Origin of the sequence: Marinobacter sp. Hex_13, assembly GCF_001566815.1 — a bacterium.
In the GTDB taxonomy this organism is placed as follows: Bacteria; Pseudomonadota; Gammaproteobacteria; order Pseudomonadales; family Oleiphilaceae; genus Marinobacter; species Marinobacter salarius.
In genome coordinates, this window is the sequence record NZ_LSMM01000072.1 from 1 (window position 1) to 26,360 (window position 26,360).

Annotated in this window: 27 protein-coding genes; 21 read left to right on the plus strand and 6 right to left on the minus strand. The window is 55.4% G+C overall.

What is annotated here, in order from left to right:
- From AXW11_RS17560 to AXW11_RS17590, 7 genes are all read left to right on the plus strand, one after another.
- Positions 1–611, plus strand: a 611-nt coding sequence (locus tag AXW11_RS17560) for a phosphoribosyltransferase family protein (RefSeq protein ID WP_286792510.1), incomplete at its 5' end; no start/stop codon positions are given.
- Positions 608–1,963: an MBL fold metallo-hydrolase gene (locus tag AXW11_RS17565; protein WP_062817559.1), complete on the plus strand. Its 1,356-nt coding sequence runs from the start codon at positions 608–610 to the stop codon at positions 1,961–1,963. The genes AXW11_RS17560 and AXW11_RS17565, both read left to right, overlap by 4 nt.
- Before the next feature lie 32 nt (positions 1,964–1,995).
- A complete protein-coding gene (locus tag AXW11_RS17570) occupies positions 1,996–2,454 on the plus strand; it encodes a hypothetical protein (RefSeq protein WP_035230286.1) in 459 nt (152 codons plus the stop codon).
- Positions 2,455–2,501: 47 nt separating this feature from the next.
- Complete coding sequence (locus tag AXW11_RS17575; protein WP_052041364.1) at positions 2,502–2,765, plus strand: DUF5676 family membrane protein; 264 nt, start codon at positions 2,502–2,504, stop codon at positions 2,763–2,765.
- Between the two features lie 11 nt (positions 2,766–2,776).
- The gene (locus AXW11_RS17580; RefSeq protein WP_082810916.1) at positions 2,777–3,946 is read left to right on the plus strand and encodes a hypothetical protein; all 1,170 of its coding nucleotides are present in this window, start codon (positions 2,777–2,779) and stop codon (positions 3,944–3,946) included.
- Positions 3,947–3,955: 9 nt separating this feature from the next.
- Complete coding sequence (locus AXW11_RS17585) at positions 3,956–6,322, plus strand: phosphoketolase family protein (protein WP_062817561.1); 2,367 nt, start codon at positions 3,956–3,958, stop codon at positions 6,320–6,322.
- Position 6,323: 1 nt separating this feature from the next.
- Complete coding sequence (locus AXW11_RS17590) at positions 6,324–6,590, plus strand: ubiquinol-cytochrome c reductase iron-sulfur subunit N-terminal domain-containing protein (protein WP_062817562.1); 267 nt, start codon at positions 6,324–6,326, stop codon at positions 6,588–6,590.
- Positions 6,591–6,635: 45 nt separating this feature from the next.
- Here AXW11_RS17590 and AXW11_RS17595 read toward each other — a convergent pair whose 3' ends face one another.
- Genes AXW11_RS17595 through AXW11_RS17605 form a run of 3 tightly spaced genes read right to left on the minus strand, consistent with a single transcriptional unit; the run spans position 6,636 to position 9,215 of the window.
- Positions 6,636–7,121 carry a hypothetical protein gene (locus AXW11_RS17595; protein WP_286792514.1) on the minus strand — a complete coding sequence of 162 codons (486 nt, stop codon included), beginning with the start codon at positions 7,119–7,121 and terminating at the stop codon, positions 6,636–6,638.
- A gap of 8 nt (positions 7,122–7,129) precedes the next feature.
- Complete coding sequence (locus tag AXW11_RS17600) at positions 7,130–8,551, minus strand: heavy metal sensor histidine kinase (protein ID WP_231874254.1); 1,422 nt, start codon at positions 8,549–8,551, stop codon at positions 7,130–7,132.
- On the minus strand, positions 8,523–9,215 hold the full coding sequence (locus AXW11_RS17605) for a heavy metal response regulator transcription factor (protein ID WP_062817564.1): 693 nt from the start codon (positions 9,213–9,215) through the stop codon (positions 8,523–8,525). The genes AXW11_RS17600 and AXW11_RS17605 overlap by 29 nt, the downstream gene beginning before the upstream one ends.
- 293 nt (positions 9,216–9,508) lie before the next feature.
- Between AXW11_RS17605 and AXW11_RS17610 the strand changes: the two genes are divergently transcribed.
- The 14 genes from AXW11_RS17610 to AXW11_RS17675 all read left to right on the plus strand — a co-directional run bounded on the left by AXW11_RS17610 (position 9,509) and on the right by AXW11_RS17675 (position 24,529).
- A complete protein-coding gene (locus tag AXW11_RS17610) occupies positions 9,509–11,335 on the plus strand; it encodes a copper resistance system multicopper oxidase (protein WP_062817565.1) in 1,827 nt (608 codons plus the stop codon).
- Positions 11,332–12,282: a copper resistance protein B gene (locus tag AXW11_RS17615; protein WP_231874255.1), complete on the plus strand. Its 951-nt coding sequence runs from the start codon at positions 11,332–11,334 to the stop codon at positions 12,280–12,282. Before AXW11_RS17610 ends, AXW11_RS17615 begins: the two co-directional genes overlap by 4 nt.
- 41 nt (positions 12,283–12,323) lie before the next feature.
- Positions 12,324–12,641, plus strand: a complete 318-nt coding sequence (locus AXW11_RS17620) for a hypothetical protein (RefSeq protein ID WP_062817566.1) — start codon at positions 12,324–12,326, stop codon at positions 12,639–12,641.
- Positions 12,642–12,667: 26 nt separating this feature from the next.
- Complete coding sequence (locus AXW11_RS17625) at positions 12,668–13,252, plus strand: c-type cytochrome (protein ID WP_062383556.1); 585 nt, start codon at positions 12,668–12,670, stop codon at positions 13,250–13,252.
- Positions 13,253–13,274: 22 nt separating this feature from the next.
- Entirely contained in the window at positions 13,275–14,051 is a 777-nt protein-coding gene (locus tag AXW11_RS17630; protein ID WP_062817567.1) for a YHS domain-containing protein, read from the plus strand.
- A 521-nt stretch (positions 14,052–14,572) separates the two neighbouring features.
- Positions 14,573–15,115, plus strand: coding sequence for a DUF411 domain-containing protein (locus tag AXW11_RS17635; RefSeq protein WP_062817569.1), 543 nt, complete (start codon positions 14,573–14,575; stop codon positions 15,113–15,115).
- Complete coding sequence (locus AXW11_RS17640) at positions 15,112–16,440, plus strand: TolC family protein (RefSeq protein ID WP_197461954.1); 1,329 nt, start codon at positions 15,112–15,114, stop codon at positions 16,438–16,440. Before AXW11_RS17635 ends, AXW11_RS17640 begins: the two co-directional genes overlap by 4 nt.
- Before the next feature lie 11 nt (positions 16,441–16,451).
- Complete coding sequence (locus tag AXW11_RS17645) at positions 16,452–18,077, plus strand: efflux RND transporter periplasmic adaptor subunit (RefSeq protein WP_062817570.1); 1,626 nt, start codon at positions 16,452–16,454, stop codon at positions 18,075–18,077.
- On the plus strand, positions 18,070–21,192 hold the full coding sequence (locus AXW11_RS17650) for an efflux RND transporter permease subunit (protein WP_062817571.1): 3,123 nt from the start codon (positions 18,070–18,072) through the stop codon (positions 21,190–21,192). The genes AXW11_RS17645 and AXW11_RS17650 overlap by 8 nt, the downstream gene beginning before the upstream one ends.
- 75 nt (positions 21,193–21,267) lie before the next feature.
- Entirely contained in the window at positions 21,268–22,482 is a 1,215-nt protein-coding gene (locus tag AXW11_RS17655) for an IS256 family transposase (protein ID WP_062817585.1), read from the plus strand.
- Entirely contained in the window at positions 22,482–23,030 is a 549-nt protein-coding gene (locus AXW11_RS17660) for an Lcl C-terminal domain-containing protein (protein ID WP_082810917.1), read from the plus strand. Before AXW11_RS17655 ends, AXW11_RS17660 begins: the two co-directional genes overlap by 1 nt.
- Positions 23,031–23,154: 124 nt before the next feature.
- Complete coding sequence (locus tag AXW11_RS17665; protein ID WP_062817572.1) at positions 23,155–23,373, plus strand: MbcA/ParS/Xre antitoxin family protein; 219 nt, start codon at positions 23,155–23,157, stop codon at positions 23,371–23,373.
- A gap of 159 nt (positions 23,374–23,532) precedes the next feature.
- Positions 23,533–23,916 (plus strand): hypothetical protein, encoded by a 384-nt coding sequence (locus AXW11_RS17670; RefSeq protein WP_062817573.1) that lies wholly within the window; start codon positions 23,533–23,535, stop codon positions 23,914–23,916.
- A gap of 25 nt (positions 23,917–23,941) precedes the next feature.
- Complete coding sequence (locus AXW11_RS17675) at positions 23,942–24,529, plus strand: hypothetical protein (RefSeq protein ID WP_062817574.1); 588 nt, start codon at positions 23,942–23,944, stop codon at positions 24,527–24,529.
- Between the two features lie 63 nt (positions 24,530–24,592).
- Here AXW11_RS17675 and AXW11_RS17680 read toward each other — a convergent pair whose 3' ends face one another.
- From AXW11_RS17680 to AXW11_RS17690, 3 genes are all read right to left on the minus strand, one after another.
- A complete protein-coding gene (locus AXW11_RS17680; RefSeq protein WP_062817575.1) occupies positions 24,593–24,961 on the minus strand; it encodes a hypothetical protein in 369 nt (122 codons plus the stop codon).
- A gap of 90 nt (positions 24,962–25,051) precedes the next feature.
- Entirely contained in the window at positions 25,052–25,516 is a 465-nt protein-coding gene (locus AXW11_RS17685; protein ID WP_062817576.1) for a DUF6957 family protein, read from the minus strand.
- Positions 25,517–25,549: 33 nt separating this feature from the next.
- Complete coding sequence (locus AXW11_RS17690) at positions 25,550–25,909, minus strand: hypothetical protein (RefSeq protein ID WP_062817577.1); 360 nt, start codon at positions 25,907–25,909, stop codon at positions 25,550–25,552.
- Positions 25,910–26,360: the final 451 nt, after the last annotated feature.

Genomic DNA, 26,360 nt, shown 5'->3' on the forward strand with positions numbered 1-26,360 from the left:
ATCAAGCTGAGATTGTGACTGAGCCACGACCACCGAGGCACTGCGAATTCCCAGATTTTGTACCATGGCTGCATCAATACGGACCGTTGGCTGATCGCTATCATTCTCTGGATGAAATCTATTCCATACCCAGTCGTGTTGTGCAAGGGGCTCCGGCATTGGCGCACTGGCTCAAAACGCAAAGCAACCTACTGTTGGTAGGGCCCGACAGCGAAAGCGAGCAATGGGTTGATGAGATTGCTGCCTTTAGTCAACATCCTTTTGTGATTGGAGAAAAGCAGCGCTTCGGGGATCGCCAAGTCGAAGTGATGCTGCCCGACATCAACGAATTCAGGGATAGAACGGCAGTGATTATCGACGACGTTATTTCCAGCGGGCAAACAATCCTGGAATGCGTTAAAACACTTCGGTCCAAAGGTATCGACAACATTCAGTGCGTGGCGGTGCACGGCATATTTGCCGATCACTCCGATAAAACCTTACTGGCCTCAGGCCTGAGCCAACTGGTCACATCCAATACCATCCCCCATCCTTCCAACGCTATTGATATTACGTCGCAACTGATTGCGCCCGTTATAAGCATGCTTAAATTGCCAGGAAAATCATTATGAAAATTACCTTTGTCGGCGGCACCGAGACCGTTACCGGCTCAAAATTTCTGCTGGAAACTGAAACGACAACCGTATTAGTCGATTGCGGTTTGTTCCAGGGCTACAAGTGGCTGCGGGAACGCAACTGGCAAACCTTGCCCCTGGACATCGACAAACTGGATGCGGTGCTGCTCACTCACGCACATCTGGATCACTCCGGTTATATCCCGGTGCTATACAAGCGCGGCTTTCGCGGCCCGGTGTTCACCCATCACGCCACTAAGGCCCTGTGTCAGATTTTATTGGCCGACAGCGGCCATATCCAGGAGGAAGACGCTAAGTATTACAGCAAACATAAATTGGGCAAGCACGCGCACCCTGAGCCGCTTTACGACCGTCAAACGGCGGAAGCCAGCATGAGGCTATTTCAGTCTGTGGAGTTTGATGAACAGATCGAGGTCGGGGATATCCGTTTTTATTTACAGCCTGCCGGTCATATTCTCGGCGCCGCCAGCATTATCGTTGAAGCGGAAGGGAAACGAATCGGCTTTTCTGGTGATGTCGGTCGCTTCGATGATGTGCTGATGACCCCCCCTCGACCATTGCCGGAGCTGGATCTGCTGTTGATGGAGTCCACCTACGGCAACCGCCGGCACGACACCCAAGATCCGTTTCAGCAGTTGGCGGAAATTGTTAACCGTGTCGCCAAAAGCGGCGGCGTGCTGCTAGTCCCGGCCTTTGCGGTAGGGCGGGCGCAGGCCTTGCAACATCTGTTGGCGACCCTGATGGATCAGGGCGATATCCCCAAAATGCCCATCTATCTCGACAGCCCCATGGCGATCAAAGTATCGGATATTTTCTGCCAGTTCAGTGATCAGCACCGGTTGAGTCACGAGCAATGCTACCGCCTATGCGATGGCGTGACCTATACCCGCACGGTGGACGAATCGAAGGCGATTGCCGGACAGGCTTTCCCCCATATTGTTATCGCTGGCAGCGGCATGGCTACCGGGGGTCGTATTCTCCACCACTTCAAACGCCTGTTAGGCAGTTCTAAAACCACGGTACTGTTTACCGGTTATCAGGCGGGCGGCACTCGCGGCGCAAAAATGCTGGAGGGTGTTGATGCGGTGAAAATCCACGGAGGCTGGGTACCGTTGAGAGCCACTGTGAAAGTCATCTCCGGTTTGTCGGGGCACGCAGACTACCTCGAACTGATCCAGTGGTTACAGCAGTCAGCGCTGACCGATACTACTCGAATTCAACTGATTCACGGTGACCCGGAAGCCCTTGAAGGCCTTCGGGTGCACTTGCAGGAGCACACCACGTTTGCGGTGAATGTGGCGGGTTATCGCGATATTTTGCGCCTGTAATCGAAGAGATAATCCACAGCGGAGAAAAAGTTATGCAAATTGAAACCTTAAAAGATGTGCTGCACTGGACCCGGGAATTTCACCAACACCTCAGCCAGTGTTTATCCCACTGTGCGGACAAGAATATGGATGAACGGGCCCGGATGATCCTTGCGTATCTGTCCGATCATGAGAAGGCACTGACCAAGGTAGTCAGCGGGTTTGAAACCTCAGGCGACGAGCATGCACTGAATACCTGGTGTTACGAATATGTGGCAAAGCACCCCATCGTTCGGCATGCGCATTGCGACGCGCCCTTTGCCGAACTGGATGCCACGCAAATCATGGAGGTGATAGTCGATCAACACCAGCAGGTGATTGAACTGTATCGCTATCTCGCCTCCAGGGCGGATATCCCCTCTGCCAAAGAGTTGATGGAATCGCTCCGGTCGCTGGAAGAGCACGAAATGATGCGTATGGCGCAGTCTGCCAACCGGTTCGGGGATTTGTAGAGACACTAATTTCTCACAGATACACCACCATAAACGGAGGAATAATCATGACACTTAATGCGTTCAAATTCGGGATGGCCAGCGCGATTACCGCGGCGATACTGTGGCTGGCTTGCAGTCTGCTGGTGATGTTAATGCCTTCCATGATGTTGTCCATGTCCGGAGAAATGGTGCATATGCAACTGAATGAGATGGGTTGGCACTTGACTCTCACTGGTGTCGTTATCGGGCTGGTGGCCTGGTTCGTGGTAGCGGGTATCGCCGGGTGGTTGCTGGCGGCCATTTATAACCGCTTGCAGTCATCCGACTGATTATCCAGCTGATGAGCAGTTTGCCGCGCTATGACAAACCGGTTCTGTTGGTGTTGAATCCGGGTAGTTCATCCATCAAGTGGAGCACGCATAACGTCTCGGCGCTTGAATATGCGGGTGCAACGGTGCCTGTTGCTATTGGGCAAGCAGGTGTCGGCCAATCAGCTGCGCAGACTTATCCTGGCGCGCCCCCTTGGCTGACCGATGTGCTGACAAATCATGATGTTCGCGCGGTGATTATCAGAGTCGTACACGGGGGCTCTGAATATCTTAAACCTCTCCCCATCAACGACGATAACTTTCGGCAACTGCAAACCCTGATACCACTGGCGCCACTGCACAATAAGGCGGCCATTGAACTGATTGAGCAGCTTCGGAATACCCGATTTTCCATTCCCGTTTTTGCGGTTTTCGATAGTGAGTTTTTCAGCGACCTGCCGGTGCTGTCACAGATTTATGGACTATCCGTCGCACTCACTGAGAAATATCGATTACGCCGTTACGGGTTTCACGGTTTTGCTCATGAGTCCATGGTCAAACACTGGGAGGCAGTGAAGCCCAAGGCCGAACACTACACCCTGGTGACTGCGCAACTGGGAAGCGGCTGTTCCATGGCCGCCATCCGCGACGGCAAACCAGTCGATACCACCATGGGCTTTACGCCCAATGAGGGGTTGTTGATGCGCACGCGCAGCGGAGATATCGATCCCGGTTTGCTGACCTGGTTGCAGTGGCAGGAGGGTTGGACGCCCGAGGATACCGACAGGGTTCTCAATTGCGAATCCGGCTGGCGGGGTCTGTCCGGCGGAATCGATAACATGGCGGATTTGTTTGCGAGTGAACAGCAGGAACACCAACTGGCGTTTGATTTTTTCCGTTATCGATTCCAGAAAACACTGGGCGCGTATTTCGCCATTCTGGGCGGGCTGGACGGTGTCGTTCTTAGCGGCGGTATTGCGGAAAACAACATCGATATTTGCCGTCGTTTGTTGTCCGGTCTTTCCCACTTAGGCATCGCGTTAAAAGATCCCCTGGCTCGCTCCCCTTTACCACTACTTTTATCGTCACCGGCATCGCCGGTGCAGTGTTGGGTAGTGGTCGCCGATGAGGCAGCGGCCATGTTGCGATCCGTACAACACCACTTGTCTTTTGAGAATGAATTTCAGTCGTTGGCTGATTGAGGAATTTCTATGTATGCCATAGATCAACAAAACGATCATCGGACACAACAGCGGGCAAAGTTATATCGCGATACATATCCTGCCTTTGCGCGCTGGTCGGAAGGTTATGGCGTGATCCAACACCGGGATGAAACACAGGTGAGAGTGTTCGATCTTTGCCAGCAACTGCTGTGTACAGGACGGTTTAGACAGATCGATGAAGTGTTGGAGATACTATCTGCCGCTGACCGCCTGGCGACTGCGGCCATGTGGTTGGTGGTGCATATGACCTACACCAACAAAGTGAATTTCAACGGCAGCGCACTCGATGCAGACGACTTTAAATCCAACCCACAGGGGCATACCGGCGGTTCCCTGAATATGGTGCCTGCCTATGCGGGCTATATGGTTGCCAATCGCCTGGCCGGTATCACCCGCAGCTGGTTGATGGGACAGGGGCACTGTGTGGCCGCCATCGATGCGGTCAATGTGCTGTTGCAAAATCTTTATCCGGAACAGGCCGAACGCTATCCGTTGAGTGAGCAGGGTTTGACGCAGTTGGCGCGGGATTTTTACAGCTATGCCATGGCGGATGATGGTCGTCCTGGTGTTCCATTGGGTAGTCACGTAAACCCGCAGACCGCTGGCGGATTGATTGAAGGCGGCTATCTGGGTTTTGCCGAACTGCAATATGTGCATATGCCGCTGCCCGGGGAACGGCTAGTGGCGTTTTTAAGTGACGGTGCTTTTGAAGAACAGCGCGGTAGCGACTGGGCCAGTCGCTGGTGGCGCGCCGAGGATTGCGGGCTGGTGACACCGGTGATGATTGCCAATGGCAGGCGAATTGACCAGCGCTCCACCATGTACCAGCAAGGCGGTTTGTCCTGGTTCTACGAGCACCTGGAACAGAATGATTTTCACCCCATCGCCATCGACGGGCGTGATCCGGCGGCGTTTATCTGGGGAATTTTTGAATCCGAAGCGCGGCTCGAAGCCTGCAGTGCGCACATCCGTGAAGGCCATATGCACTATCCGGTGAAACTGCCATATCTGATTGCTGAAACGGAAAAAGGCTACGGATTCTACGGCGCCGGTACCAATGCTGCTCATGGCACACCGCTACCGGGTAACCCCAGTAGCGATGAACGCTCCCGCAACCTATTTAACGAACACGCGGCCAAATTATTTCTTCCACGAAGTGAGTTGGAACTGGCTATCTCACAAATTGCGCAGCATGAGGCGGATAATCGAGTGCCGGAAAAACACCATGCCCTGTGTATGCGCAACGTCAGGCTTCAATCTCCCACAGAGCCACAATGGCATACCGAGGGTGACCCGACATCCCCGATGGCAGCGGTGGACACACGCTTTTGTGAATGGCACCTCGCTAATCCCGATAGGCGGGTGCGGATCGGCAACCCGGATGAGCTGCGCAGTAATCGCATGGGCAAGACGCTTGATCTGCTTAAGCACCGGGTGCTGAAGCCGGAACAGGGTGTGGCCGAATCCATTCACGGCTCGGTGATTACCGCACTCAATGAAGAGGCGGTCGTAAATGCGGCGCTGGGAAACAAAGGCGGTCTGAACCTGGTGGTGAGCTATGAAGCCTTCGCCATGAAAATGATCGGTGCGCTGCGCCAGGAAATCATTTTTGCGCGCCATCAAAAAGCGCTGGGGCGCCCGCCGGGCTGGCTGTCGGTGCCGGTGATTGCCACTTCGCACTTATGGGAGAACGGCAAGAATGAACAATCCCATCAGGATTCCGCCTTTGGCGAGGTGTTGCTGGGGGAAATGAGCGATATGACGAGAGTTGTGTATCCCGCCGATGCCAATAGTGCGGTCGCCTGCCTCGATGCCTGTTACCAGACCCAGGGTCAAATCTGGGGGATGACGATTCCCAAAAATGACGTTGTTACAGCATTCACACCCAAGCAGGCAGCCCAGTTGGCAGAACAGGGCGCATTGACTTTGGATAAGACTGACGGTGCACCGGTACAACTTGTCGCGGTAGGTGCCTATCAATTAGGCGTTTGTCAGGAAGTAAAACGCACTTTATCTAAACAAGGTATTCAATGCCACATAACGTACCTGTTAGAACCGGGTCGCTTCCGGCAGCCGCGAGATCCCTATGAGAAGACTTATGTCTGCGATGTGGCTACCCGCATAAACCTGTTTCCCGATGACATTCGTTTGCGCATTTTTGTATCGCACCTGCGACCGGAAATATTGCTCGGTGTCTGCCGCCCTTTGGATCTTGGCGTTGATCGATGTATCGCTTTTGGTTACCGCAATCAAGGCGGTACCTTGGATACGCCAGGTTTATTACGGGCGAATCAGTCTGATGCGCAGTCCATTGCCACAGTGGTTATGCAGAAAATAGGCAGAGGAGAGGCATGAAATGACTGAAGTGAATGAACCTCGGCGCCGGTTTCTGATAGGAGCCACCTCCTTTGTTGCAGGTGCGGGTGTGGTCGGAGTCGCCACGCCCTTTGTTCAATCCTGGAATCCCAGTGCCAAGGCCAAATCTGTCGGAGCTCCGGTACAGGTGGATATCAGCAAAATTGACCCAGGTGCCATGATTACCGTGGCGTGGCAGGGAAAACCTGTGTGGGTCGTTCGGCGCACTGCCGAAAATTTAAAAAAACCTGGCTCTGGAAGAGCATAGCGGCGAATTAAGAGATCCCGATTCCGACGTTAATCAACAACCGGATTACGCCAGGAATGCCGTTCGCAGTATCCGGGACGATATCTTTGTGGCGGTGGGTATTTGTACCCATTTGGGGTGTGTCCCCAACACGCAGGCATTCCGAAAATCCTCAAGCGCAGCTTGCAGATCGTCTGCGCTGCTTAACTGGATGAGTTGCCGCGTGCCGTCAATCTCAATAATGGAAATGTTTTGTGCCATCGTCTGGGGGAGCAGGGTTTTACAGGCATTGTGGGTCGGATCGGCATAGAGGCACAACACCCTGGCAGTTTGTAACTGATGGATTGTACCCGCAGGGATCAATAGACTCGCCCCGGTATAACTCGCATGGCCAACGCGCACCTCAACCGGGTTGCCCAGACCCACAACAATCTGATGCGCCCAATGTTTGTGGGGCTTGTTATCGCCAGCTTCACCCCGAAAGGCGATGAGCCCCGGCACCATGGCCACCTCACCTCGCCACGATTGGGCCTGGCGTGTTTTGCTGGACACGCTCATGCTCAGGCGCTTCGCTCTTCCGGGACGGGCAGAAACAGGGTGAAGCTGGTGGCGTGCCGGTCGGAGCTTGCCTCGACACGACCACCATGGGCCTCAACAATGGAACGAACGATGGCCAATCCGAGTCCGGCACCCTCACTCTGGCGCCATCTGGAAGGATCGGCGCGGTAAAAGCGATCAAACACGCTTGGCAGGTGCTGTGCAGGAATTTCGGAGTCGGGGTTGATCACACTCAGCGATACTGAGTCATTCTCCGCTTTACTCAATCGAACCTTTATCCATTTGCCCGCTAGGGTGTGCCGAATGGCGTTCGACAGCAGGTTGGAGATGGCCCTGCGTAGCATGGCGCGATCACCCATTACCCCCGGTGCCTGACCCTCCAAAGACAGGGTGATATGTTTTTCCTCCGCCAGCGCCCCGAAGAAGTCGAACAGCTCCCTGACCTCGGTGGCCAGATCCAGCGTTACCTGCACCGGTTTGAGCAGGTCGTGGTCGCTCTTGGCCAGCCAGAGCATGTCGTTAACCATCTTGGCCAGGCGTTCTTGCTCTTCCAGATTGGAGTACAGGAGCTCACGATATTCGTCCAGTGTTCTGGCCCTGCCCAACGCCACTTGAGTCTGGGTGATGAGATTGGTCAGCGGGGTTCGTAGTTCGTGGGCAATATCCGCCGAGAAATGCGACAGCCGCGTGAAGCTGTCTTCCAGTCGCTCAATCATCTGATTAAAGGCGGAGGCCAGGTCCCGTAGCTCCAGAGGCATGCTGCGAAAATCAAGTCGCATATTCAATCGGTCGGCCTGAATACTGCGCATCTCGTCCGAGAGACCGCGTAAAGGCGCGTGTCCCTGGTGTACCCCAAACCACGCCGCTAGCAAAGTCACACCGCCAGTAAGCAACATGATAATCCAGAGACTGCGGCGAAACCCTTGCAGAAAATGCAGGTGGAAGTCCATGCCGATCGCCGTGGCAATGCGATATTCCCGGCTGTCGCTGACAAACCGTGTGACGACACCCCGATAGGCATTTCCGTCAAAGTGCCAAGTAGCCAGGTTATCGGCATGGATCCGCTTAACGGGGGAAAAAGCTACTATAGCCTGCGCGAAGTCAGCCCCCGGTGTAGCGAACACCAACTGGCCACGGCCATTCCACACCTGAAAATAAACACCGTGGTGTCCCGACACCGCCTGCGACAACGCCACCGGTAACCGGAGCGGATCATCCACCCTTTGCAGGGTCTGCGCTACCGCCTGGTTGATCACGACCAACTCGTCCGCGTCCTGCTCGGCGAAATGGCGCTCGACGGCACCGAGCACCAGATTGCCGATCAATACCAGGCTGATGCCGATGGCCAACGCGACAAAGACCATGACCCTGGCGGTTAGCGAAAGCGGACGCCGCTCAGTCGCCATCATCTTCAGCTTCCACATTGAGCTTGTAACCCATGCCACGCACCGTGTGGATCAGCCTGGTCTCGAAGTCGTCGTCGATTTTGGCGCGCAATCGACGGATGGCCACGTCGATCACGTTGGTGTCGGAATCAAAATTCATGTCCCAGACCTGCGAGGCGATCAGCGAGCGCGGCAACACCTCACCCTGACGGCGCACCAGCAGTTCCAGCAGGCAGAATTCCTTGTGGCTGAGATTGATTTTTCGGCCGGCGCGCGTGACCCGGTGCCCAGGCAGATCTAGGACAAGATCGGCCACCCTGAGCTGATCCGACAGGGGTGATGCCGAGCCTCGGCGCAACAGGGTGCGCACCCGTGCCAGCAACTCGGCAAAGGCGAAGGGTTTTACCAGATAATCATCGGCGCCCAGCTCCAATCCCTTGACACGGTCATCCACGCTGTCACGAGCACTAAGAAACAACACCGGCGTCTGACGTCCCGCTTCACGCAGCGACTGCACAATGCGCCAGCCATCCACGTCGGGCAGCATGACATCCAGCACGATCAAGTCGAAGGACTCGGTCATCGCCAGATGGTGGCCATCGAGACCATTGCGCACCAGACTAACCTGAAATCCAGCTTCAGCCAGTCCTTGGCGCGAATAGTCGCCTGTTTTGATTTCGTCCTCGACCACGAGTAGTCGCATCTATGTCTCGCCCTCCACATTTTGTTTCAACCTAACGGGTTATTCCCCACAGCAAGATTACACACAGATTACATTAATGTAATGTTTGGGTCATCTGGCTGACAGGGGGGGGCAGTTAACTTGATTACACTAGGCATTACTTATGTTGATGCAGTCGGCATTCCGGTCGCTATTGCCGGCCTGTCAGATCGGGCGTGACTCGAAAACGACAGTATCATCAACAAGCACTTCGCCACGGTTGATGTGATCGAGGGCAAGGTTATGAAAAACGATATCGCTGAATTGGAGCATTGATGAAAACGTTTAGTGCGACACGCCGTCACTTCGTACAGGGGCTGGTGGCTGGCGGTGTGCTGGCAAGCTTTCCAGCCCTGCTGCACGCAGGGGGCCGTCTGGAGAACCAGACACACACCGGTACCGCGCCCGTGCTGAGCGGCCAATCGATTGATCTGGTCGTCGCCGAAACACCGGTCAACTTTACCGGCGTGATCCGTATGGCGACCACCATCAACGGCTCCATTCCGGCACCGACCCTGAGGTTGCGTGAGGGGGATGAGGTCACCATCCGGGTAACCAACCGGCTCAAGGTCCCCACTTCCATCCACTGGCACGGGATCATCCTGCCCTTTCAGATGGACGGCGTGCCCGGCATCAGCTTCCGGGGCATAGCACCGGGCGAGACCTTCGTCTACCGCTTCAAACTGCAACAGAGCGGCACCTACTGGTATCACTCCCACAGCGGTTTTCAGGAAATGACCGGCATGTATGGCGCCCTCATCGTCGAGCCGCGCGAGGGCCGCGGTAGCCGTGAGGGAGATAGGATCCGCGCCGATCGCGACTACGTGGTGCAGCTCTCCGACTGGACCGACGAGGATCCGATGTCGGTGTTTGCCAAACTAAAGGTTCAGAGTGACGTCTACAACTTCAACCAGCCCACGGTTGGCGATTTCTTTCGCGACGTTTCCACACAGGGGTTTTCCGGTGCCCTGGACAAACGCCAGATGTGGAATCAGATGCGCATGAATCCCACCGATCTGGCCGACCTTTCCGCCGCTACCTTGACCTATCTGATGAACGGCCGAACGCCAGCGGGCAACTGGACGGGTTTGTTCACACCCGGTGAGCGCGTGCGCTTGCGTTTTATCAATGCAGCCAGTAACAGTTTTTACGACGTTCGCATTCCTGGCCTGACGATGGCCGTAGTGCAGGCCGATGGGCAGAATATTGAGCCTGTCGAGGTCGATGAATTCCGATTTGGGCCGGGCGAGACCTACGACGTGCTGGTGGAACCGAAGGATGAGGCCCACACAATTTTTGCCCAAAGCATGGAGCGGACCGGTTTTGCGCGCGGCACCCTGGCGGTAGGTGACGGTTTGAGCGCGCCGGTGCCGGCGTTGGATCCTGTCGAGTGGTTGACCATGGCTGACATGATGGGCCAGATGGATCACGGCAAAATGGATCGCGGAGCCATGGGACACGACGCGGCGCAGAACAAGGATCACGCCGGGATGGAGCATGGCTCAATGCACCACGGCAGCATGGCCATGGATCACAGTCAGCATGGTATGCCGCAGAATTCATTGGCCAAGCCGTCGCAAACAGTGAACCACGCTCGCACGGAATACGGCCCATCGGTAGACATGCGGGTCGATAGGCCGCGCACCAACCTGGATGACCCGGGTATTGGCCTCCGCAACAATGGCCGACGGGTGCTCACCCTGGCTGATCTGAAATCACTCGACGGGGTGCTGGATGACAGTCGCCTCCCCGTCAGAGAAATCGAGCTGCACCTGACCGGCAATATGGAGCGCTACAGTTGGTCCTTCGACGGGCTGGAATTCGGCAAGAGCACGCCGGTGGCCATGAAACACGGCGAGCGTGTTCGGGTTATCTTGCAAAATGACACCATGATGACCCACCCCATGCACCTGCACGGCATGTGGAGCGATCTGGAGGACGATCAGGGCAGCTTGCGAGTCCGCCGACACACTATCCCGGTACAACCGGCACAACGCATCAGCTTTCTGACCACCCCGCATGATCTGGGGCGCTGGGCGTGGCACTGTCATCTGTTATTCCATATGGATGCGGGGATGTTCCGCGAGGTGGTGGTGTCATGAGTGTGAAGGAATTTGCCCGATTCTGTTTGGGTGCAGGCGTTATTGGCGGGCTGTTGTTCTCGGCCTCTGTCTTTGCCCAACAGGATGATCCCCATGCGATGCACGCAAAGGATGCCGATGTGCCGTCCCAAGAGCACACTGATGACCGTTCGGCTGCTCGCGCCATGGGCCACGCCACCATGGAGCATGCCACCTCGAACCATGGCGACATGCAAATGCAGGGCGGAGATGCCCGCGATCCTCACGCATATTCCGATGGCTACACGCTGACGGAAGGCCCCTATGCGCTGCCGGGTCCACGGCAACTGAAACTGGCCGATGAGCATCGATTCTGGTCGCTGCTGGGCGATCGCCTCGAATACGACGCCGATAATGACGTCACGACCTTTGACCTGCAGGGCTGGTATGGCACCACCTATGACCGCTTGGTGATCAAGCTCGAAGGCGATGCCGTGGACGGGCGCCTGGCGGAAAGTCAGACTGATCTGCTCTGGGGCCACGCACTCAATGCCTATTTCGACACCCAGCTGGGCGTTCGTCTTGATCAATACGATGAAGGCACGGGCCGCGAGTGGCTCGCGTTCGGTATTCAGGGCCTTGCCCCCTACTGGTTTGAACTGGATCTGACCGCCTACCTGGGCGAGGGCGGACGTACAGCTCTGTCGTTGGAAGCGGAATACGAATTGCTACTCACCCAGCGCCTGATTTTACAGCCTCGGGCTGAACTGACCGCCTATGGCAAAGACGATGCGGTTAACGGACTGGGTAGCGGTTTGTCCGATGTCGCCCTGGGACTGCGATTGCGCTACGAGTTTTCACGCCAGTTCGCCCCTTATGTCGGTATCGAGTGGAACGGCACCTTTGGCGCCACCGCCGATCAGGCGCGGGCCAACGGCGATGCCACCAAGGATACCCGGTACGTCGCCGGGATCCGGTTCTGGTTTTAATCAAACGACTTATGTTTTTAACACAACCTAGGAGTCACATTATGAAACGCCAATCACTCAGCTATTTCGTCGCCCTGCCGGCATTATTGCTTGCCCTGTCAGCCCAAGCCCACGATCCCAAGGAGCACATGAAGGAGGCGCAGGCGCCGGACTGTGCGGCCATGAAAGACATGGATCATTCCAAAATGGACATGAAAGATCCGGTCATGCAGGCCATGATGAAAAAATGCATGAAGGCCATGCACAAGGATGAAGAAGGATCGCATGAAGCTCATGGGGACAAAGGCCATACCGATCACGGTAACCATGACGAAAAATCCGATGAAAAAAAGCCGGCCAAACACCAGCACAAAAAATAACGGGTAGCCATTCCTGAGGAGATAACATGACGTCCTTTAAGTTTTTATCCTGCTTTAAATGCCTCGCCGTTGCGGCAGGCGTGGCGGCGGTGACCGGTGTGGGGTTCCTCTATTCGGGTCTCTATCCGATGGGAGCCGATGACCATCACAACGACTTGACTTATTGGGCGCTGGAAACCCTGCGCGAGCGATCCATCGCCCGCGCATCAAACGACATCGAGGTGCCGACCGACCTGAATTCGTCCGAGCGCTTGCTGGCAGGCGGCGCCGACTACAACGACATGTGCACCGGCTGCCATCTCAAACCGGGCAAGACCGAAAGTGATTTTACCCTGGGGCTGTATCCCGCGCCGCCCAATCTAACACTGACGGGTGATAGGCATGGGCATGAGCATGCCGGTGACACTGATAATGATGACGAGGCCATTAAGCGACAATTCTGGATTATTAAACATGGCATCAAGGCTTCCGGGATGCCGGCCTGGGGGCCGGGTCATGACGATCAGCGCATCTGGAACATGGTGGCGTTCCTGCAGCGCCTACCCGAGTTGTCGCCGCAGCAATACCAGATCCTGACCGCGCGCGGCGCGGATGACGCCGGGCACCATTAAGGCTGGCTTCAGGAGGATACCCATGTCGCATGCCCGTGACGACCACCGACCCCGTCAGCGCGGCGAGTCCAACAGCACTGAATTGACCGACCCCGTGTGCGGGATGTCGGTCATGAAGACATCCTTCCACAAGGCCGAGTTTCAGGGCAGGCTGTACTCCTTTTGCAGCGCGCATTGCCGAAGCCAATTTATGAATAATCCACAACGCTATCTGACAAGATCCGAACGCGCCGAGGGCGATGCCAACACCGAGTACAGTTGTCCTATGCATCCGGAAGTGAGGCAACTGGGCCCGGGCACCTGCCCGAAATGCGGCATGGCGCTGGAACCGGTGATGCCCAGTAGCGAGGCCAGGGACAACCCGGAACTCGCGGATTTCAGGCGTCGTTTCTGGTACACCTTACCACTGACTATCATGGTGACTCTGATCGCTATGTCGGGTGGGGCATTTGACAGTCTGCTGGGGACGGCACGCCCCTGGATGGAGCTGGCGCTGGCCACTCCGGTGGTGCTCTGGTCCGGCTGGCCTTTCTTTGTCCGCTGGATCCAGTCCCTCAAGCAACGTTCGCCCAATATGTGGACCCTGATCGGTACTGGCACCGGCGCAGCTTATCTGTACAGCGTTATCGCAACCGTCGCGCCCGGCATTTTCCCGACTTCGTTCCGTCTCGATGGCGACGTTGCGGTATATTTTGAGGCGGCTGCGGTGATCATTTCACTGACCTTGCTCGGTCAGGTGCTAGAACTGAAGGCCCGCTCGGAGACCGGTGCCGCCATCCGCGGCGTGATGGATTGGTGAGAGGCTTTTTTGTGCGACCTGGTGCATGGGTAATATGGCTGCTGCTGGTGACGCTCCTTGCGAGGAGCGCGTTTGCGGCTTCGTCAGACTTCTGCACCATGCCTGCCAATCAACCGGCACCGGTCGGCCTATTCCAGGGTGAGCATGCGCATCTGAACTACGCTCAGTTGGAGCATGATGCCATGCAGCATGACGCCGGTGAAGTCCAGGATCGACACGGCTGCTGTGCCGGTGATAAGGGCGACGCTGACTGTATGATGAGCGGTTGCCTGTCAATGATGCCGCCCGTTGCTCACTTCGCTTCCCCCATTCATGCAGGTTCCATCGCAATTGTTTTTCATGTGCCCGCCTTCCCGCGACCGCCCAATTTTCCTCTATTGAGACCTCCGATCGCCTGATTGATAGGTAAAAACCGTTTTCTCGAACTGTGATACAAGGCGCTTCGCCTGCACGACTGAAGTCTGCTCGTTACCTTGTCATCCATTACTTAATGTTCTATTCAATTGTCTTCGGAGGCAACTATGTATCGATTTAAATTAACGGGCTTGGTGTTGGGGCTGTTGACGCTGCCCTTGATCGCGGCCTGTAATGATGGGCCTAAAAACCCAAAAAAATCTGACCCATCCGCTGGTGCAGTTGAAACGCTTACCGTCTACAAAAGCCCTACCTGTGGCTGCTGTAAAAAATGGATAGGTCACCTTGAAGACGAGGGCTTTGAGGCCAGTGTCGAACACCCGGCTAATCTGGACGCCATCAAGGATCGCTATCGAATCGCAAACAACCTGCGTTCCTGCCACACAGCGGTGTCGTCACAAGGCTATGCCTTTGAGGGGCACATCCCGGCCCGCTATATTCATCAGTTTCTGGCTAATCCGCCAGCCGACGGGATTGGGCTGACAGTGCCCGCCATGCCCGTTGGCAGTCCGGGTATGGAGGTGGGTGACAAGTTCATGCCATACCGGGTTCTGCTGATGAAAAAAGACGGCAGCACTGAAGTGTTTGCCAGTGTCGAGAGCGCGGCTCAACAGGTTCAGCCACTCCAACAACCGGAAGCGCAGCCATGAAAATATTCGTCACCATGCTTTTTATCCTGCCGCTCGGTATAGGCAGTGTCATAGCCTTTGCGCAATCCCTTCCCGAGACCCTGACGCTGGACGAGGCGATAACCCTCGCCATAGATACCGATCCCTGGCTCACCGGTAGCCAGTACACTCAGCAGGCCCTTACCGACGAAGCGACTGCCGCGGCGACTTTGCCGGATCCCCGAATGAGCCTGATGGCCGGCAGTTTCCCTGTTGATTCTTTTGACATCAATCAGGAAGGCATGACTCAGTTGTCGGTGGGGATCAGCCAAATGTTTCCCCGGGGTGACAGTCTGTCGCTCACCCGCCGACAAAAGCAGCAGCTAGCCGAGCAGCATCCCTTACTAAGGCTGGATCGTCGGGCCAAGGTAGGCGCTACGGTCAGCCAGTTGTGGTTGGAAGCCTTCAAGGCGCAGGAGAGTATCCGGCTGATCGAACAGGATCGCGCACTGTTTGAGCAGTTGGTGGATGCCGCCAAAGCGGGTTACTCCTCGGCGCTGGGCAGGGCACGTCAGCAGGACGTAATTCGCGCGCAGTTGGAGCTGATTCGTCTTGAAGACAGACTGACGATGCTCAGGCAGCAACAGCAAGCCGCACAAAAGCGTCTGACCGAATGGATCGGTGCGCCTGCCACTGTCCCTCTGGCTCCGGTACTACCGACACAGTCTCTTTCCAGGCCACTGTCGGTACCGACCATTAAGCAGGCCAGCGAGCATACGCGCTACGAATGGATCCGCCATCATCCCGCGCTACGGGCACTGGACCAGCGTATCGACGCAACGCAAACCGGTGTGGATCTGGCAAAACAGAAATACAAGCCCGAATGGGGCCTGACCGCCCAATACGGCTATCGCGACAGCGATCCCATGGGGCGCGACCGGGCCGATCTGTTCTCCGTTGGCGTCACCTTCGATCTGCCCCTTTTCACCGGTAACCGGCAGGACAAGGAAGTCAGCGCCGCCGTAAATCGAACCGAGGCCATCAAAACCGAAAAGTACTTGCTTGGTCGTCGGCTAATGGCGGAACTGGAAACCGCGAGCGTACAACTGGCACGTCTCGATGAACGCCAGGCGTTATACACCGATCAGCTGCTGCCGCAAATGGCTGAGCAGGCAGAAGCTTCGCTGACCGCCTACAACAACGACGACGGCGACTTCGCCGAAGCCGTGCGTGCCCGCATTGCCGAATTGAATGCCAAGGTCGACGCGCTCGCCATTGCCGTGGATCGGCAGAAGACCATCGCCCAAATCAATTACCTGCTCGCCGAGGCGTCGTTCGACGATGCACGGCCGGCGAAACCGTTTTAAAGGAGTTCAACATGAATACATTCACCAAAACCTTGCTGGGCACGGCCGTCGGCGCGCTGCTCGGCGCATCCGGCGTCTGGCTACTCGGCAACCCCGATGAGGGGGATATGACAGCAACCGGCGGTGAACGCAAGCCACTTTACTGGGTGGCGCCCATGGATCCCAACTACAAGCGCGACAAGCCTGGCAAATCGCCCATGGGCATGGATCTGATCCCTGTGTACGAGAAATCCGCCGGAGAGGATGAAGCCGGCACCGTCAAGATATCGCCCGAGGTCGTCAACAATCTCGGCGTGCGCACCGCCACGGTTGAGTCCGGGTCTCTGAATCTGGATGTCAAAACCGTCGGTTACGTGCAATACGATGAGAACCGGCTGGTGCATATCAGCCCGCGCGTGGAAGGCTGGATCGAGACGCTCCATGTCAAGGCCGCCGGGGATCCGGTCAGACAGGGCGACCCCCTGTACACCCTCTATTCACCCACCCTGGTCAACGCCCAGGAGGAATTGTTGTTGGCGTTGAAACGCGACAATCCGGTGTTGATCGGCGCTGCCGTGGAACGGTTATTGGCATTGCAGGTGCCGCGGGCAGATATCGACCGGCTGCGTAAAACCCGCAAGGTCAGCCAGACCATCACCGTTGCCGCGCCGCAGTCCGGGGTACTGGACAATCTCGCGGTGCGTGAGGGCATGTTCGTCAAGCCTGGCTTGAGTCTGATGAGCATCGGCCAACTGGAGCATATCTGGGTGATCGGTGAGGTGTTCGAACGACAGGCAAGCCTGGTCAAGACCGGCGACCAGGTGCGGATGCGGCTCGATTACCTGCCCGGTCGGGATTGGTTGGGCCAGGTGGACTATGTCTATCCGTCTTTGAATGCCAAGACACGTACCGCGCAAATCCGGGTGCATTTCGACAACCCGGACGACTTCCTCAAGCCGGGCATGTTCGCGCAGATGGTCATTGAGACCCAGGCGGGGGCTGAAGCACTGTTAATCCCGCGAGAAGCGCTGATCCGTACCGGCAGCCAGGCGCGCGTGGTGTTGGCGCTGGGTGATGGCAAATTCAAATCGGTGGCCGTTGAGGTCGGGCGTGTGGGCGAACGGCAGGTGGAAATTCAGTCGGGACTCAAAGAAGGGGAACGCATTGTGACCTCTGCTCAGTTCCTGATCGACTCGGAATCCAGCAAGACGTCGGACTTCAAGCGCATGGCCAAGCGCGATCAGCAAGGCGAATCAATGGATGTAAAGGCAGACGCTGATTCCCGCTCAGTCTGGGTGGCCGCACGTATCGACAGCCTGATGCCGGATCACCGCATGGTGACCCTGGAGCACGAGGCCATCCCGGACTGGCAATGGCCCACCATGACCATGGATTTCACCGTCGCTGAGGCTGTGGACATGGATGCGCTCAAACAGGGAATGCGCCTGCATGTGCAGATCACCAATAACAACAGTGGTGGATACCAGATTACCCAAGTGCATATTCCCAATGAGCAAGGCAATGATGCCATGCCTGCAGGAATGGATCACGGTCAGCACGAGGGTATGGATCACGGTGATATGTCGATGCCGGAGCACAGCGAACACCAGGGCATGAACCACGACGCTCACGATCAAAAGGAGCACAATCATGATTGAATCGATAATCCGTTGGTCCGTCGGTAACCGTTTCTTCGTGCTGCTGGCTACTTTGATGCTGGTGGGGATGGGTCTCTATTCGCTGAAAAACACCCCGGTGGACGCCATTCCCGATCTGTCCGATGTACAGGTCATTATTAAGACCAGTTTTCCTGGGCAGGCACCGCAGGTGGTGGAGGACCAGGTCACGTATCCACTGACTACTGCCATGTTGTCGGTACCCGGTGCGGTTACCGTGCGCGGTTATTCCTTTTTTGGCGATTCCTTTGTGTATGTCATTTTCGACGAGGATACCGATGCCTACTGGGCACGTTCCCGGGTGCTGGAGTACCTGTCTCAGGTCGCGCCCACATTACCGCCCAGCGCCCGGCCGCAACTGGGACCGGACGCCACCGGTGTCGGCTGGGTCTACCTCTATGCCTTGGTGGATCGCAGCGGTCAGCATGACATCAGTCAGCTGCGCAGCCTGCAGGACTGGTTCCTGAAATACGAGCTGCAAACCGTGCCGGGTGTTTCCGAAGTCTCGGCGCTCGGTGGCATGGTCAAGCAGTATCAAGTGAAGGTAAACCCGGAGAAACTGCGCGCCTTCGGTATTCCCCTGTCTCTTATCCAGATGGCTATCCAGCGCGGCAACCAGGAAGTGGGCGCCTCGGTGGTGGAAATGGCCGAAGCCGAGTACATGGTGCGCGCCAGCGGCTACATCCAGGGTATCGATGATCTGGCCAACATTCCGTTAGGGTTGGATGTTAACGGTACGCCGCTGTTGCTCAAGGATGTGGCGGATATCGAGTTGGGGCCGCAAATGCGCCGTGGCATCGCCGAGTTGAACGGCGAAGGTGAAGTGGTGGGCGGTATTGTGGTGATGCGTTTCGGTGAGAACGCCCAGAAAACCATTGATGGGGTCAAGGCCAAGCTGGAAAAACTCAAGGCGGGTTTGCCCGATGGCGTGGAGATCGTAACCGTTTATGATCGTTCAGGGCTGATATCTCGCGCCATTGACAGTTTGTGGAAAAGTCTGGCCGAAGAACTCGCCATTGTGGCGTTGATCTGTGTCATTTTCCTGTTTCATGTCAGGTCCTCACTGGTGGCGGTCTTCAGTCTGCCGCTAGGTATACTCACGGCTTTTACCGTGATGTATTGGCAAGGTCTCAATGCCAATATCATGTCATTAGGCGGTATAGCGATTGCGATAGGCGCCATGATTGATGGCGCGATTGTCATGATCGAAAACATGCATAAGCATATGGAACGTACGCCCTTGACGCCAGAGAACCGTTGGAAAATCGTGGCGGCGTCAGCCAGTGAAGTCGGTCCGGCGCTGTTTTTCAGTTTGCTTATTATCACTGTGAGCTTTGTACCAGTATTCACCCTGGAAGCCCAGGAGGGCCGGATGTTCAGCCCGTTGGCCTTTACCAAAACCTATGCCATGGCAGCCAGTGCGGCGCTTGCTATCACAGTGGTGCCGGTTTTGATGGGATATTTCATCAGAGGCAAGGTGGTAGCGGAAAACAAGAATCCCGTTAATCGATTACTGATTGCCGGGTACATGCCCCTGCTGAAAACCGTATTGCGTTTTCCGAAAATTACACTTGCCATTGCGGTTGTGATTTTCCTCGTTGGGATCTGGCCGGTTAACAAGATTGGTAGTGAATTCATCCCCGATCTGGATGAAGGTGATCTGATGTATATGCCGACCACTTATCCGGGGATCTCGATAGGCAAAGCCAGGGAATTGTTGCAGCAGACCGACAAGCTGATCGCGACAGTGCCTGAGGTAAAAACCGTGTTTGGCAAAATCGGCCGTGCCGAGACAGCCACGGATCCCGCTCCGCTGACCATGATCGAGACCTTTATTCAGCTCAAGCCCAAAGAGGAATGGCGCGAGGGCATGACCACGGAGAAGCTCAAGAAGGAGCTGGATGCGCTAGTGAAATTCCCCGGTTTGACCAACGCTTGGGTGATGCCGATCAAGACTCGCATCGACATGCTGGCCACCGGCATCAAGACGCCGGTAGGCATCAAGGTGGCGGGCGAGGATCTGCGAGAAATTCAGAAGATTGGTCAGCGACTAGAGCAGATCCTCAAGGATGTACCCGGCACAGCCTCGGTGTATTCCGAAAGGGTGGCCGGTGGGCGTTACATCAAGGTGGATATTCAGCGTGCACAGGCGGCGCGCTATGGCCTCAATATTGCTGATGTGCAGCAGGTAATAGCCACGGCCATTGGGGGAATGAATGTGGCGCAGACCATTGAGGGGCTGGAGCGTTATCCGATCAATCTGCGCTACCCGCAGGACTATCGAGACTCGCCAGAACAGCTGGCGCTGCTGCCCATCGTTACGCCCAGCGGCCAACGCATTGCGCTCGCCGATGTGGCCAATGTCTATGTGGAGGACGGCCCGCCAGCGATCAAGAGCGAGAACGCCAGGCTGAATGGCTGGACCTTTGTAGATATCGATGGGGTGGACGTGGGCAGCTATGTACAAGCGGCCATGGCAACGGTCGAGCAGCAGTTGGATTTACCGGCCGGTTACTCGGTGGCCTGGTCCGGTCAGTACGAATACATGCTGCGCGCCAAAGAGAAACTGACCTATGTGGTTCCTTTGACGCTTGCCATCATTATCATTCTGTTATACATGAATTTTCGTAACTTCACTGAAATAGCCATTATTCTGGGAACACTACCACTGGCGGTAATTGGTTCAATCTGGCTGATGTACCTGCTTGGCTATAATTTTTCTGTCGCGGTTGCGGTTGGTTTTATTGCACTGGCGGGGGTTACGGTGGAAATAGGTATCATCATGTTAACTTATCTTAACCAAGCATATCACCAATTGATAGATACCTGTCGTGAGCGTGGAGTGCAACCATTAAAAGAAGATTTGCTCGAAGCCGTGACACAGGGCGCGGGACTTCGTGTAAGACCCGTAATGATGACTACGGCCTCCACTATCGCTGGATTGCTGCCCATTATGTTCAGTTCCGGAACAGGTGCGGAAGTTGTTAGCCGGATTGCGGCGCCTATGGTGGGCGGAATGGTGAGTGCTGTGATTTTAACGTTGTTGGTATTACCCGTCGTGTATTACCTATGGCGCACCCGCTCGCTGAAAGCATAAGAGCCTGTAAACCAAATTGTGTAACTGCCCACGACTGAGTAACCTTTTTAAAAGGATGCCATCGTGGGTATGCAATTGGACCAAGAAAAACTCAAAGCCATGGCCGCCGAGTTGGCCAAAGACATTAAGTCTGAAAAAGATCTCGGAGCTCTTACTCAACAGTTGATCAAAATGACTGTTGAAACCGCCCTCAATGCCGAACTGGACGAGCACCTCGGATACGAGAAACATGCTCCTGAAGGCCGTGGCACTGGCAATAGCCGTAACGGCTATTCAGCCAAGCGCCTGAAAGGGCAGCACGGCGAAGTATCGATACAGGCTCCGCGAGACCGGAACGGTTCTTTCGAACCTCAATTCATCCGTAAAGGCCAGTCCCGTCTGACCCAGATGGATGACCAAATCCTCGCACTTTACGCCAAGGGTCTGAGCACCCGGGATATCGTGGATGCCTTCAAGGAAATGTATGACGCGGATATATCGGCCACGCTCGTCTCTAAGGTGACAGAGCGAGTTATCGAGCAGGTTCACGAGTGGCAGAACCGCCCGCTGGATCCGATCTATCCTATCGTCTATCTGGACTGCATTGTTCTGAAAATTCGACAGGATAAACGCGTCATCAACAAATCCCTGTACCTGGCTCTGGCTATCAACATGGAAGACCAGAAGGAGCTTCTTGGCCTTTGGCTGGCTGAAACGGAAGGCGCGAAGTTCTGGCTATCGGTACTGACGGAACTGAAAAACCGTGGTCTGGAGGACATCCTTATCGCCTGTGTGGACGGCCTGAAAGGGTTCCCAGATGCGATTGCTGCAGAGTATCCGCAGACCAAGATACAGCTGTGTATCGTGCATATGATTCGCAACTCGCTGGGCTACGTGTCCTGGAAGGACTACAAGGCCGTGACGGCCGATCTGAAGCAGATCTACCAGTCTGCCACCGAACGTGAAGCCCGGCAGGCGCTGGATGCCTTTGGCGAACGCTGGGACAGCCAATACCCGCAGATCTCTCGATCCTGGAACAGCCACTGGGACAATCTGATTACGCTGTTCGAGTACCCTCCGGCGATTCGCAAGGTGATCTATACCACGAATGCCATCGAGTCGCTGAACAGTGTGATTCGTAAAGCGACCAAGCGCAGAAAGTTATTCCCCAGCGATGACTCGGCACTGAAAGTGGCTTTCCTGGCGATCCAGCAGGCTTCGAAGAAATGGACCATGCCGATCCGTGATTGGAGGCCGGCATTGAATCGCTTTATTATCGAATTTGGTGACCGCCTGAACGGTCACCTGTAATGGGGTGGGCAGTTACACAGATTTATTTACAGGCTCAGCATTTTTTCTTTTTTGGCAGTAATGCATACGCTATTTGCATGAACGGAGATCAAAATGACTTCGTTGGCCCGTCAACCCCGACAGAGGATTTTTTAACGCATCCCGATGGCACCGCTATCCACTTGGTTACCGGGCTGATGTGGAAAAGATGTGCTGAGGGGCAGACCTGGAATTCTGGAAGTTGCACAGAGTCAGGCTGGGCATCAATGTTTACCTGGATGAGCGCATTGCAGCATGCTCATGCTGAGTCAGCCTTTGCTGGCTATGATGATTGGAGGCTTCCAAACATAAAAGAGCTAGGAACAATAGTGGAAATTAGCTGCAGCGCGCCGGCGATTAACGCAGCAGTGTTCCCCGGCGCTCCAGGTGGTTTGTTTTGGTCTTCTTCTCCCAACTTTTCGGATAGTGGAAAAGCTTGGCCCATCCAGTTTACCCATGGAATTTCCTATCCTGCCGAGAAAAGTTCAATGGCATCAGTAAGACTCGTTCGAAGTGTTGGGGGAAATTAGCAGGCTAACCCTCTACTCATACGGCGGTTAAAAATGGGGGACTACAAAACGGTCTATGGAGTTTAAGAGACAGCAGTCGATACGATGAGACGGCCTACTTCGACTGATAACACTGAGAAATGACATGGCTAAACGAACCGAGTACACGCGGGCTCAAGCCATCGCGCTGATCTCCAGGCAAGCAGCCAGGATCTTGGGTAGCCAGGATAACGCAACGGAGTGGCTGAATACGCCGAACCAGGCACTGGGAATGGCCAAACCGATTGACCTGCTTGGTACGGGGTCTGGCGCCACCCAGGTCCGCAGCGTACTGAGCGCGATTGAGCATGGTGGGCCGGTGTAGGGCTGAAACCCGGAGCCCACATTTCCCACTATTTCGCTAGCCGAGCTTTCAGACCGCTACCGAGGCACCTCAATCAGGCGTTACCGGGGCAGGCAAAATAGGTTGACTGATCAACTATATGGCAATATGGTAACCATATTGCCATATAGGATGAAAGCCATGCCCCCAGTAATCCGGATCTCCGAATCCCTTTACCAGCGCCTCTCCGCCCATGCCGAAGGATTCGACACCCCCGCCAATGTAATCGAGCGACTACTTGACCAGGTTGAAGGGGTTTCCCCCGGCTCCGATGATCATCGCCAGAGCCGTCTTCAGCGGCCGGAGCTTCACTTCTTCCCCAGCGAAGACCGCTTCCGGCAGGGCCTTATCGACGGCAGAACCGGCCAAGTCGTGCTTCACTTTGCGGACGGCAGCAAAGAGAAAAAGCCCTGGCAGTCAAGCCGCTTTACCGAGCGCTCGAACCTCCGTGCGAACATCTGGTCCGGGCTGCTCCGAGGCTGGGAAGAAAAGCAGATTGTCTCTGCCGAATTTCACATGAAATAGCCCGCCCATCACGAAGGAGAACAGCATGTCTCTTCAGCAGGTTAACCAGGTCAAAGCCCGTCTGGATTCCCTTGCCTCTCCATCACATGAGTCATGCGGTGTGTTCTGCAGTACTTGTGGAGGATACGCAAGGCGCCTTCCGCCACTGCTCACCTCTGGGGACCACGACGCCATCAAAGCGATGCTGGAGAGCTCAACGCTGAGCGAGCTAAAGCAGCTTGGCATGTGGCTGGAGTTTCTTCCTGTAGTGCAAGGTGCGGCTTTTCGTCGCTGGATCATGCAGACCTTGGAGGAGCTACCTGGTGCAGACGTGCAGGCAGTCGATGCATTTATCTTTGAAGCCAGGCATTGGACGAGCAGCCCCCAGCTCCTTGCTTACAGCAAGCTGCGAGAGCTGGCTTTGCAGTACGTCGAGCAGGCCCTTCTCCCGGAAAACTGGTCTCTACTGGAAACCATCCTGCTGACCTTGAAAGTCGAAGATATTCCAACCGACCTGATCGATCAGGCTATCGAGATTGCCGAAACCGACCATCAGATTGCTCGCGCGCTCTATAACCGACTCAGAGAAATGGACCCCAGAGTTCGCCAGTTTTCTAGCGACTTAAAGTCTTGATATGTTACGGGCATATCAAGTCTCAGGCAGCGTATCAGCCCGTTGGGATTCGGGAAAAGCGGGCTACTTCGACGATCGACTCTGCGCGTGTACCGGACAGAGAATAAACCAGGCATAATCTCGCTCACATGGCTCGCCCGGCGCGCCACACTCCTCGCAGGTACGCGAGGCCAGCTGCGACGCCATATAGATCATGCCTTTCTGGAAGCTATCGCCACCACCTGCATAAAAACGCAGCTGGGCAAACTTGGCCTTCACTTGATAGGCTTTGACCTGCGCCCCTCTGCCATTATCCGTCAGATGCTGGAGATCACGGCACAACGTATCCACCAGGGTAAACCACCCGTCAGCAATTCCCAGGCCTTCTTGCTGGCAACCCTCAAGAATCTTGGGGTACCGGCTGAATAACAGTTCTTCCAGTTCACGCTTCATGGCTCTCTCCTTTAGTTTTCGTAGTACACGCAACGGGTTTTGCCTGGCAGAGGGTGGGTGGGCATCCGGATTCCGTCACCTCCGATTCCATCACTGCCCATAGGCGATCGACCTGATTACTTCCCGCCTGACCTTTCTCCTGAAGCCCCTCCCGACAGGAATGTAAATACTGTTTCTGGTTTCGATCGGACGCCCAATCGACGAGCCCGTAACCAATACCGAGCTGCAAAGGCAGTTGCCTGCCTTAAAGCCCCCACTGAAGTCATGAATAACCCAATGGGCATAGAGGACAGCAGGCATGAAACCATCGGTATCAAGCTTTTCAGCCTCTTTCTGATTCACCTTGACGTCCAGCCAGATCCAATTCTGGACAATACGGATATTTTTATGCGGTGACGTTTTATAAAGCCCGATAGCCAGCTCCCAAGCATGGCTTTTGGGCGGCGCTTCATGGCAATCGCCCATGTCGCTACGCAGGGCTATCATCATCTCATCCAGAGTCGCGAACACGATGAAATCCTCCAACAGAGACAGGAAAATCAGTTCCGAGAACAATGATCCAAACCTTTGATCAGACTCGTGAAGACATCAGGAGCCCGCGGTATGAGTAGGGCAAAGAGTTCGCCAATGATCCTGCTGCTCGACTCGCTCGCCCGGTGAACCACATACTTCACACGTGCGCATGCTTATCAGGCTGGCCATGTGGATCATCCCCGCCTGGAAATAATCTGCGCCTTCCGCGTAAAAACATAACTCGCCAAATTTCTGCTTCACCTGCAGTGCGCGAACTTGAGGACCTGCGCCGCTATCCGTCAGGTGTTGAAGGCCCAGACAAAGCGTGTCGACAAGGACAAACCATCCGTCACCAATACAAAGCTCCCTGTAGTCACATTGCCCGAGTATTTTCTCGTGCTGCTCGAACAAGCTATCTTCAAGATCCTTTCTCATAGCACCCGCCTCGGTTGATCACGATATTTTGTAGCCCAATGTCCTACTGTAGTGCTCCGACACCAGCACGGACCTTTTCCTCGTCAATAAACGGTAATAGCCGAGCAATGTTTCGGGCATCATCAATACCCCGGTGGTGTACACCCCCGAATTCAAGTTTGTGAAATGCCAGAGCAGACCGAAGTCCTGTACGACGTTGGCGTGTGGTCGCCCTCCAGGCTTTCTTCAGGTTCACATGCGGTCGCTTGAGAAATGCTGAGCCACTGGCGAACCGGCGCTCCATGGACGCGAATTCCCGAAAATCGTAGCCGCCCCACGACCCCCAGATACCGGGTCTTTGGTCAGCCGGTAATCACCCCGAAATTTAGCCCTGCTCAAAAGTAGAATTTTCTCGTAACCTAGCACGAAGGAGATTCTGCATGAAGAAGTCACGATTTTCGGACAGCCAGAT

Coding starts and splice junctions, on each gene's coding strand:
- AXW11_RS17565 (WP_062817559.1), top strand. CDS start 608: ATGAAAATTACCTTTGTCGGCGGCACCGAGACCGTTACCGGCTCAAAA.
- AXW11_RS17570 (WP_035230286.1), top strand. CDS start 1,996: ATGCAAATTGAAACCTTAAAAGATGTGCTGCACTGGACCCGGGAATTT.
- AXW11_RS17575 (WP_052041364.1), top strand. CDS start 2,502: ATGACACTTAATGCGTTCAAATTCGGGATGGCCAGCGCGATTACCGCG.
- AXW11_RS17580 (WP_082810916.1), top strand. CDS start 2,777: ATGAGCAGTTTGCCGCGCTATGACAAACCGGTTCTGTTGGTGTTGAAT.
- AXW11_RS17585 (WP_062817561.1), top strand. CDS start 3,956: ATGTATGCCATAGATCAACAAAACGATCATCGGACACAACAGCGGGCA.
- AXW11_RS17590 (WP_062817562.1), top strand. CDS start 6,324: ATGACTGAAGTGAATGAACCTCGGCGCCGGTTTCTGATAGGAGCCACC.
- AXW11_RS17600 (WP_231874254.1), bottom strand. CDS start 8,551: ATGTGGAAGCTGAAGATGATGGCGACTGAGCGGCGTCCGCTTTCGCTA.
- AXW11_RS17605 (WP_062817564.1), bottom strand. CDS start 9,215: ATGCGACTACTCGTGGTCGAGGACGAAATCAAAACAGGCGACTATTCG.
- AXW11_RS17610 (WP_062817565.1), top strand. CDS start 9,509: ATGAAAACGTTTAGTGCGACACGCCGTCACTTCGTACAGGGGCTGGTG.
- AXW11_RS17615 (WP_231874255.1), top strand. CDS start 11,332: ATGAGTGTGAAGGAATTTGCCCGATTCTGTTTGGGTGCAGGCGTTATT.
- AXW11_RS17620 (WP_062817566.1), top strand. CDS start 12,324: ATGAAACGCCAATCACTCAGCTATTTCGTCGCCCTGCCGGCATTATTG.
- AXW11_RS17625 (WP_062383556.1), top strand. CDS start 12,668: ATGACGTCCTTTAAGTTTTTATCCTGCTTTAAATGCCTCGCCGTTGCG.
- AXW11_RS17630 (WP_062817567.1), top strand. CDS start 13,275: ATGTCGCATGCCCGTGACGACCACCGACCCCGTCAGCGCGGCGAGTCC.
- AXW11_RS17635 (WP_062817569.1), top strand. CDS start 14,573: ATGTATCGATTTAAATTAACGGGCTTGGTGTTGGGGCTGTTGACGCTG.
- AXW11_RS17640 (WP_197461954.1), top strand. CDS start 15,112: ATGAAAATATTCGTCACCATGCTTTTTATCCTGCCGCTCGGTATAGGC.
- AXW11_RS17645 (WP_062817570.1), top strand. CDS start 16,452: ATGAATACATTCACCAAAACCTTGCTGGGCACGGCCGTCGGCGCGCTG.
- AXW11_RS17650 (WP_062817571.1), top strand. CDS start 18,070: ATGATTGAATCGATAATCCGTTGGTCCGTCGGTAACCGTTTCTTCGTG.
- AXW11_RS17660 (WP_082810917.1), top strand. CDS start 22,482: ATGGGGTGGGCAGTTACACAGATTTATTTACAGGCTCAGCATTTTTTC.
- AXW11_RS17665 (WP_062817572.1), top strand. CDS start 23,155: ATGGCTAAACGAACCGAGTACACGCGGGCTCAAGCCATCGCGCTGATC.
- AXW11_RS17670 (WP_062817573.1), top strand. CDS start 23,533: ATGCCCCCAGTAATCCGGATCTCCGAATCCCTTTACCAGCGCCTCTCC.
- AXW11_RS17675 (WP_062817574.1), top strand. CDS start 23,942: ATGTCTCTTCAGCAGGTTAACCAGGTCAAAGCCCGTCTGGATTCCCTT.
- AXW11_RS17680 (WP_062817575.1), bottom strand. CDS start 24,961: ATGAAGCGTGAACTGGAAGAACTGTTATTCAGCCGGTACCCCAAGATT.
- AXW11_RS17690 (WP_062817577.1), bottom strand. CDS start 25,909: ATGAGAAAGGATCTTGAAGATAGCTTGTTCGAGCAGCACGAGAAAATA.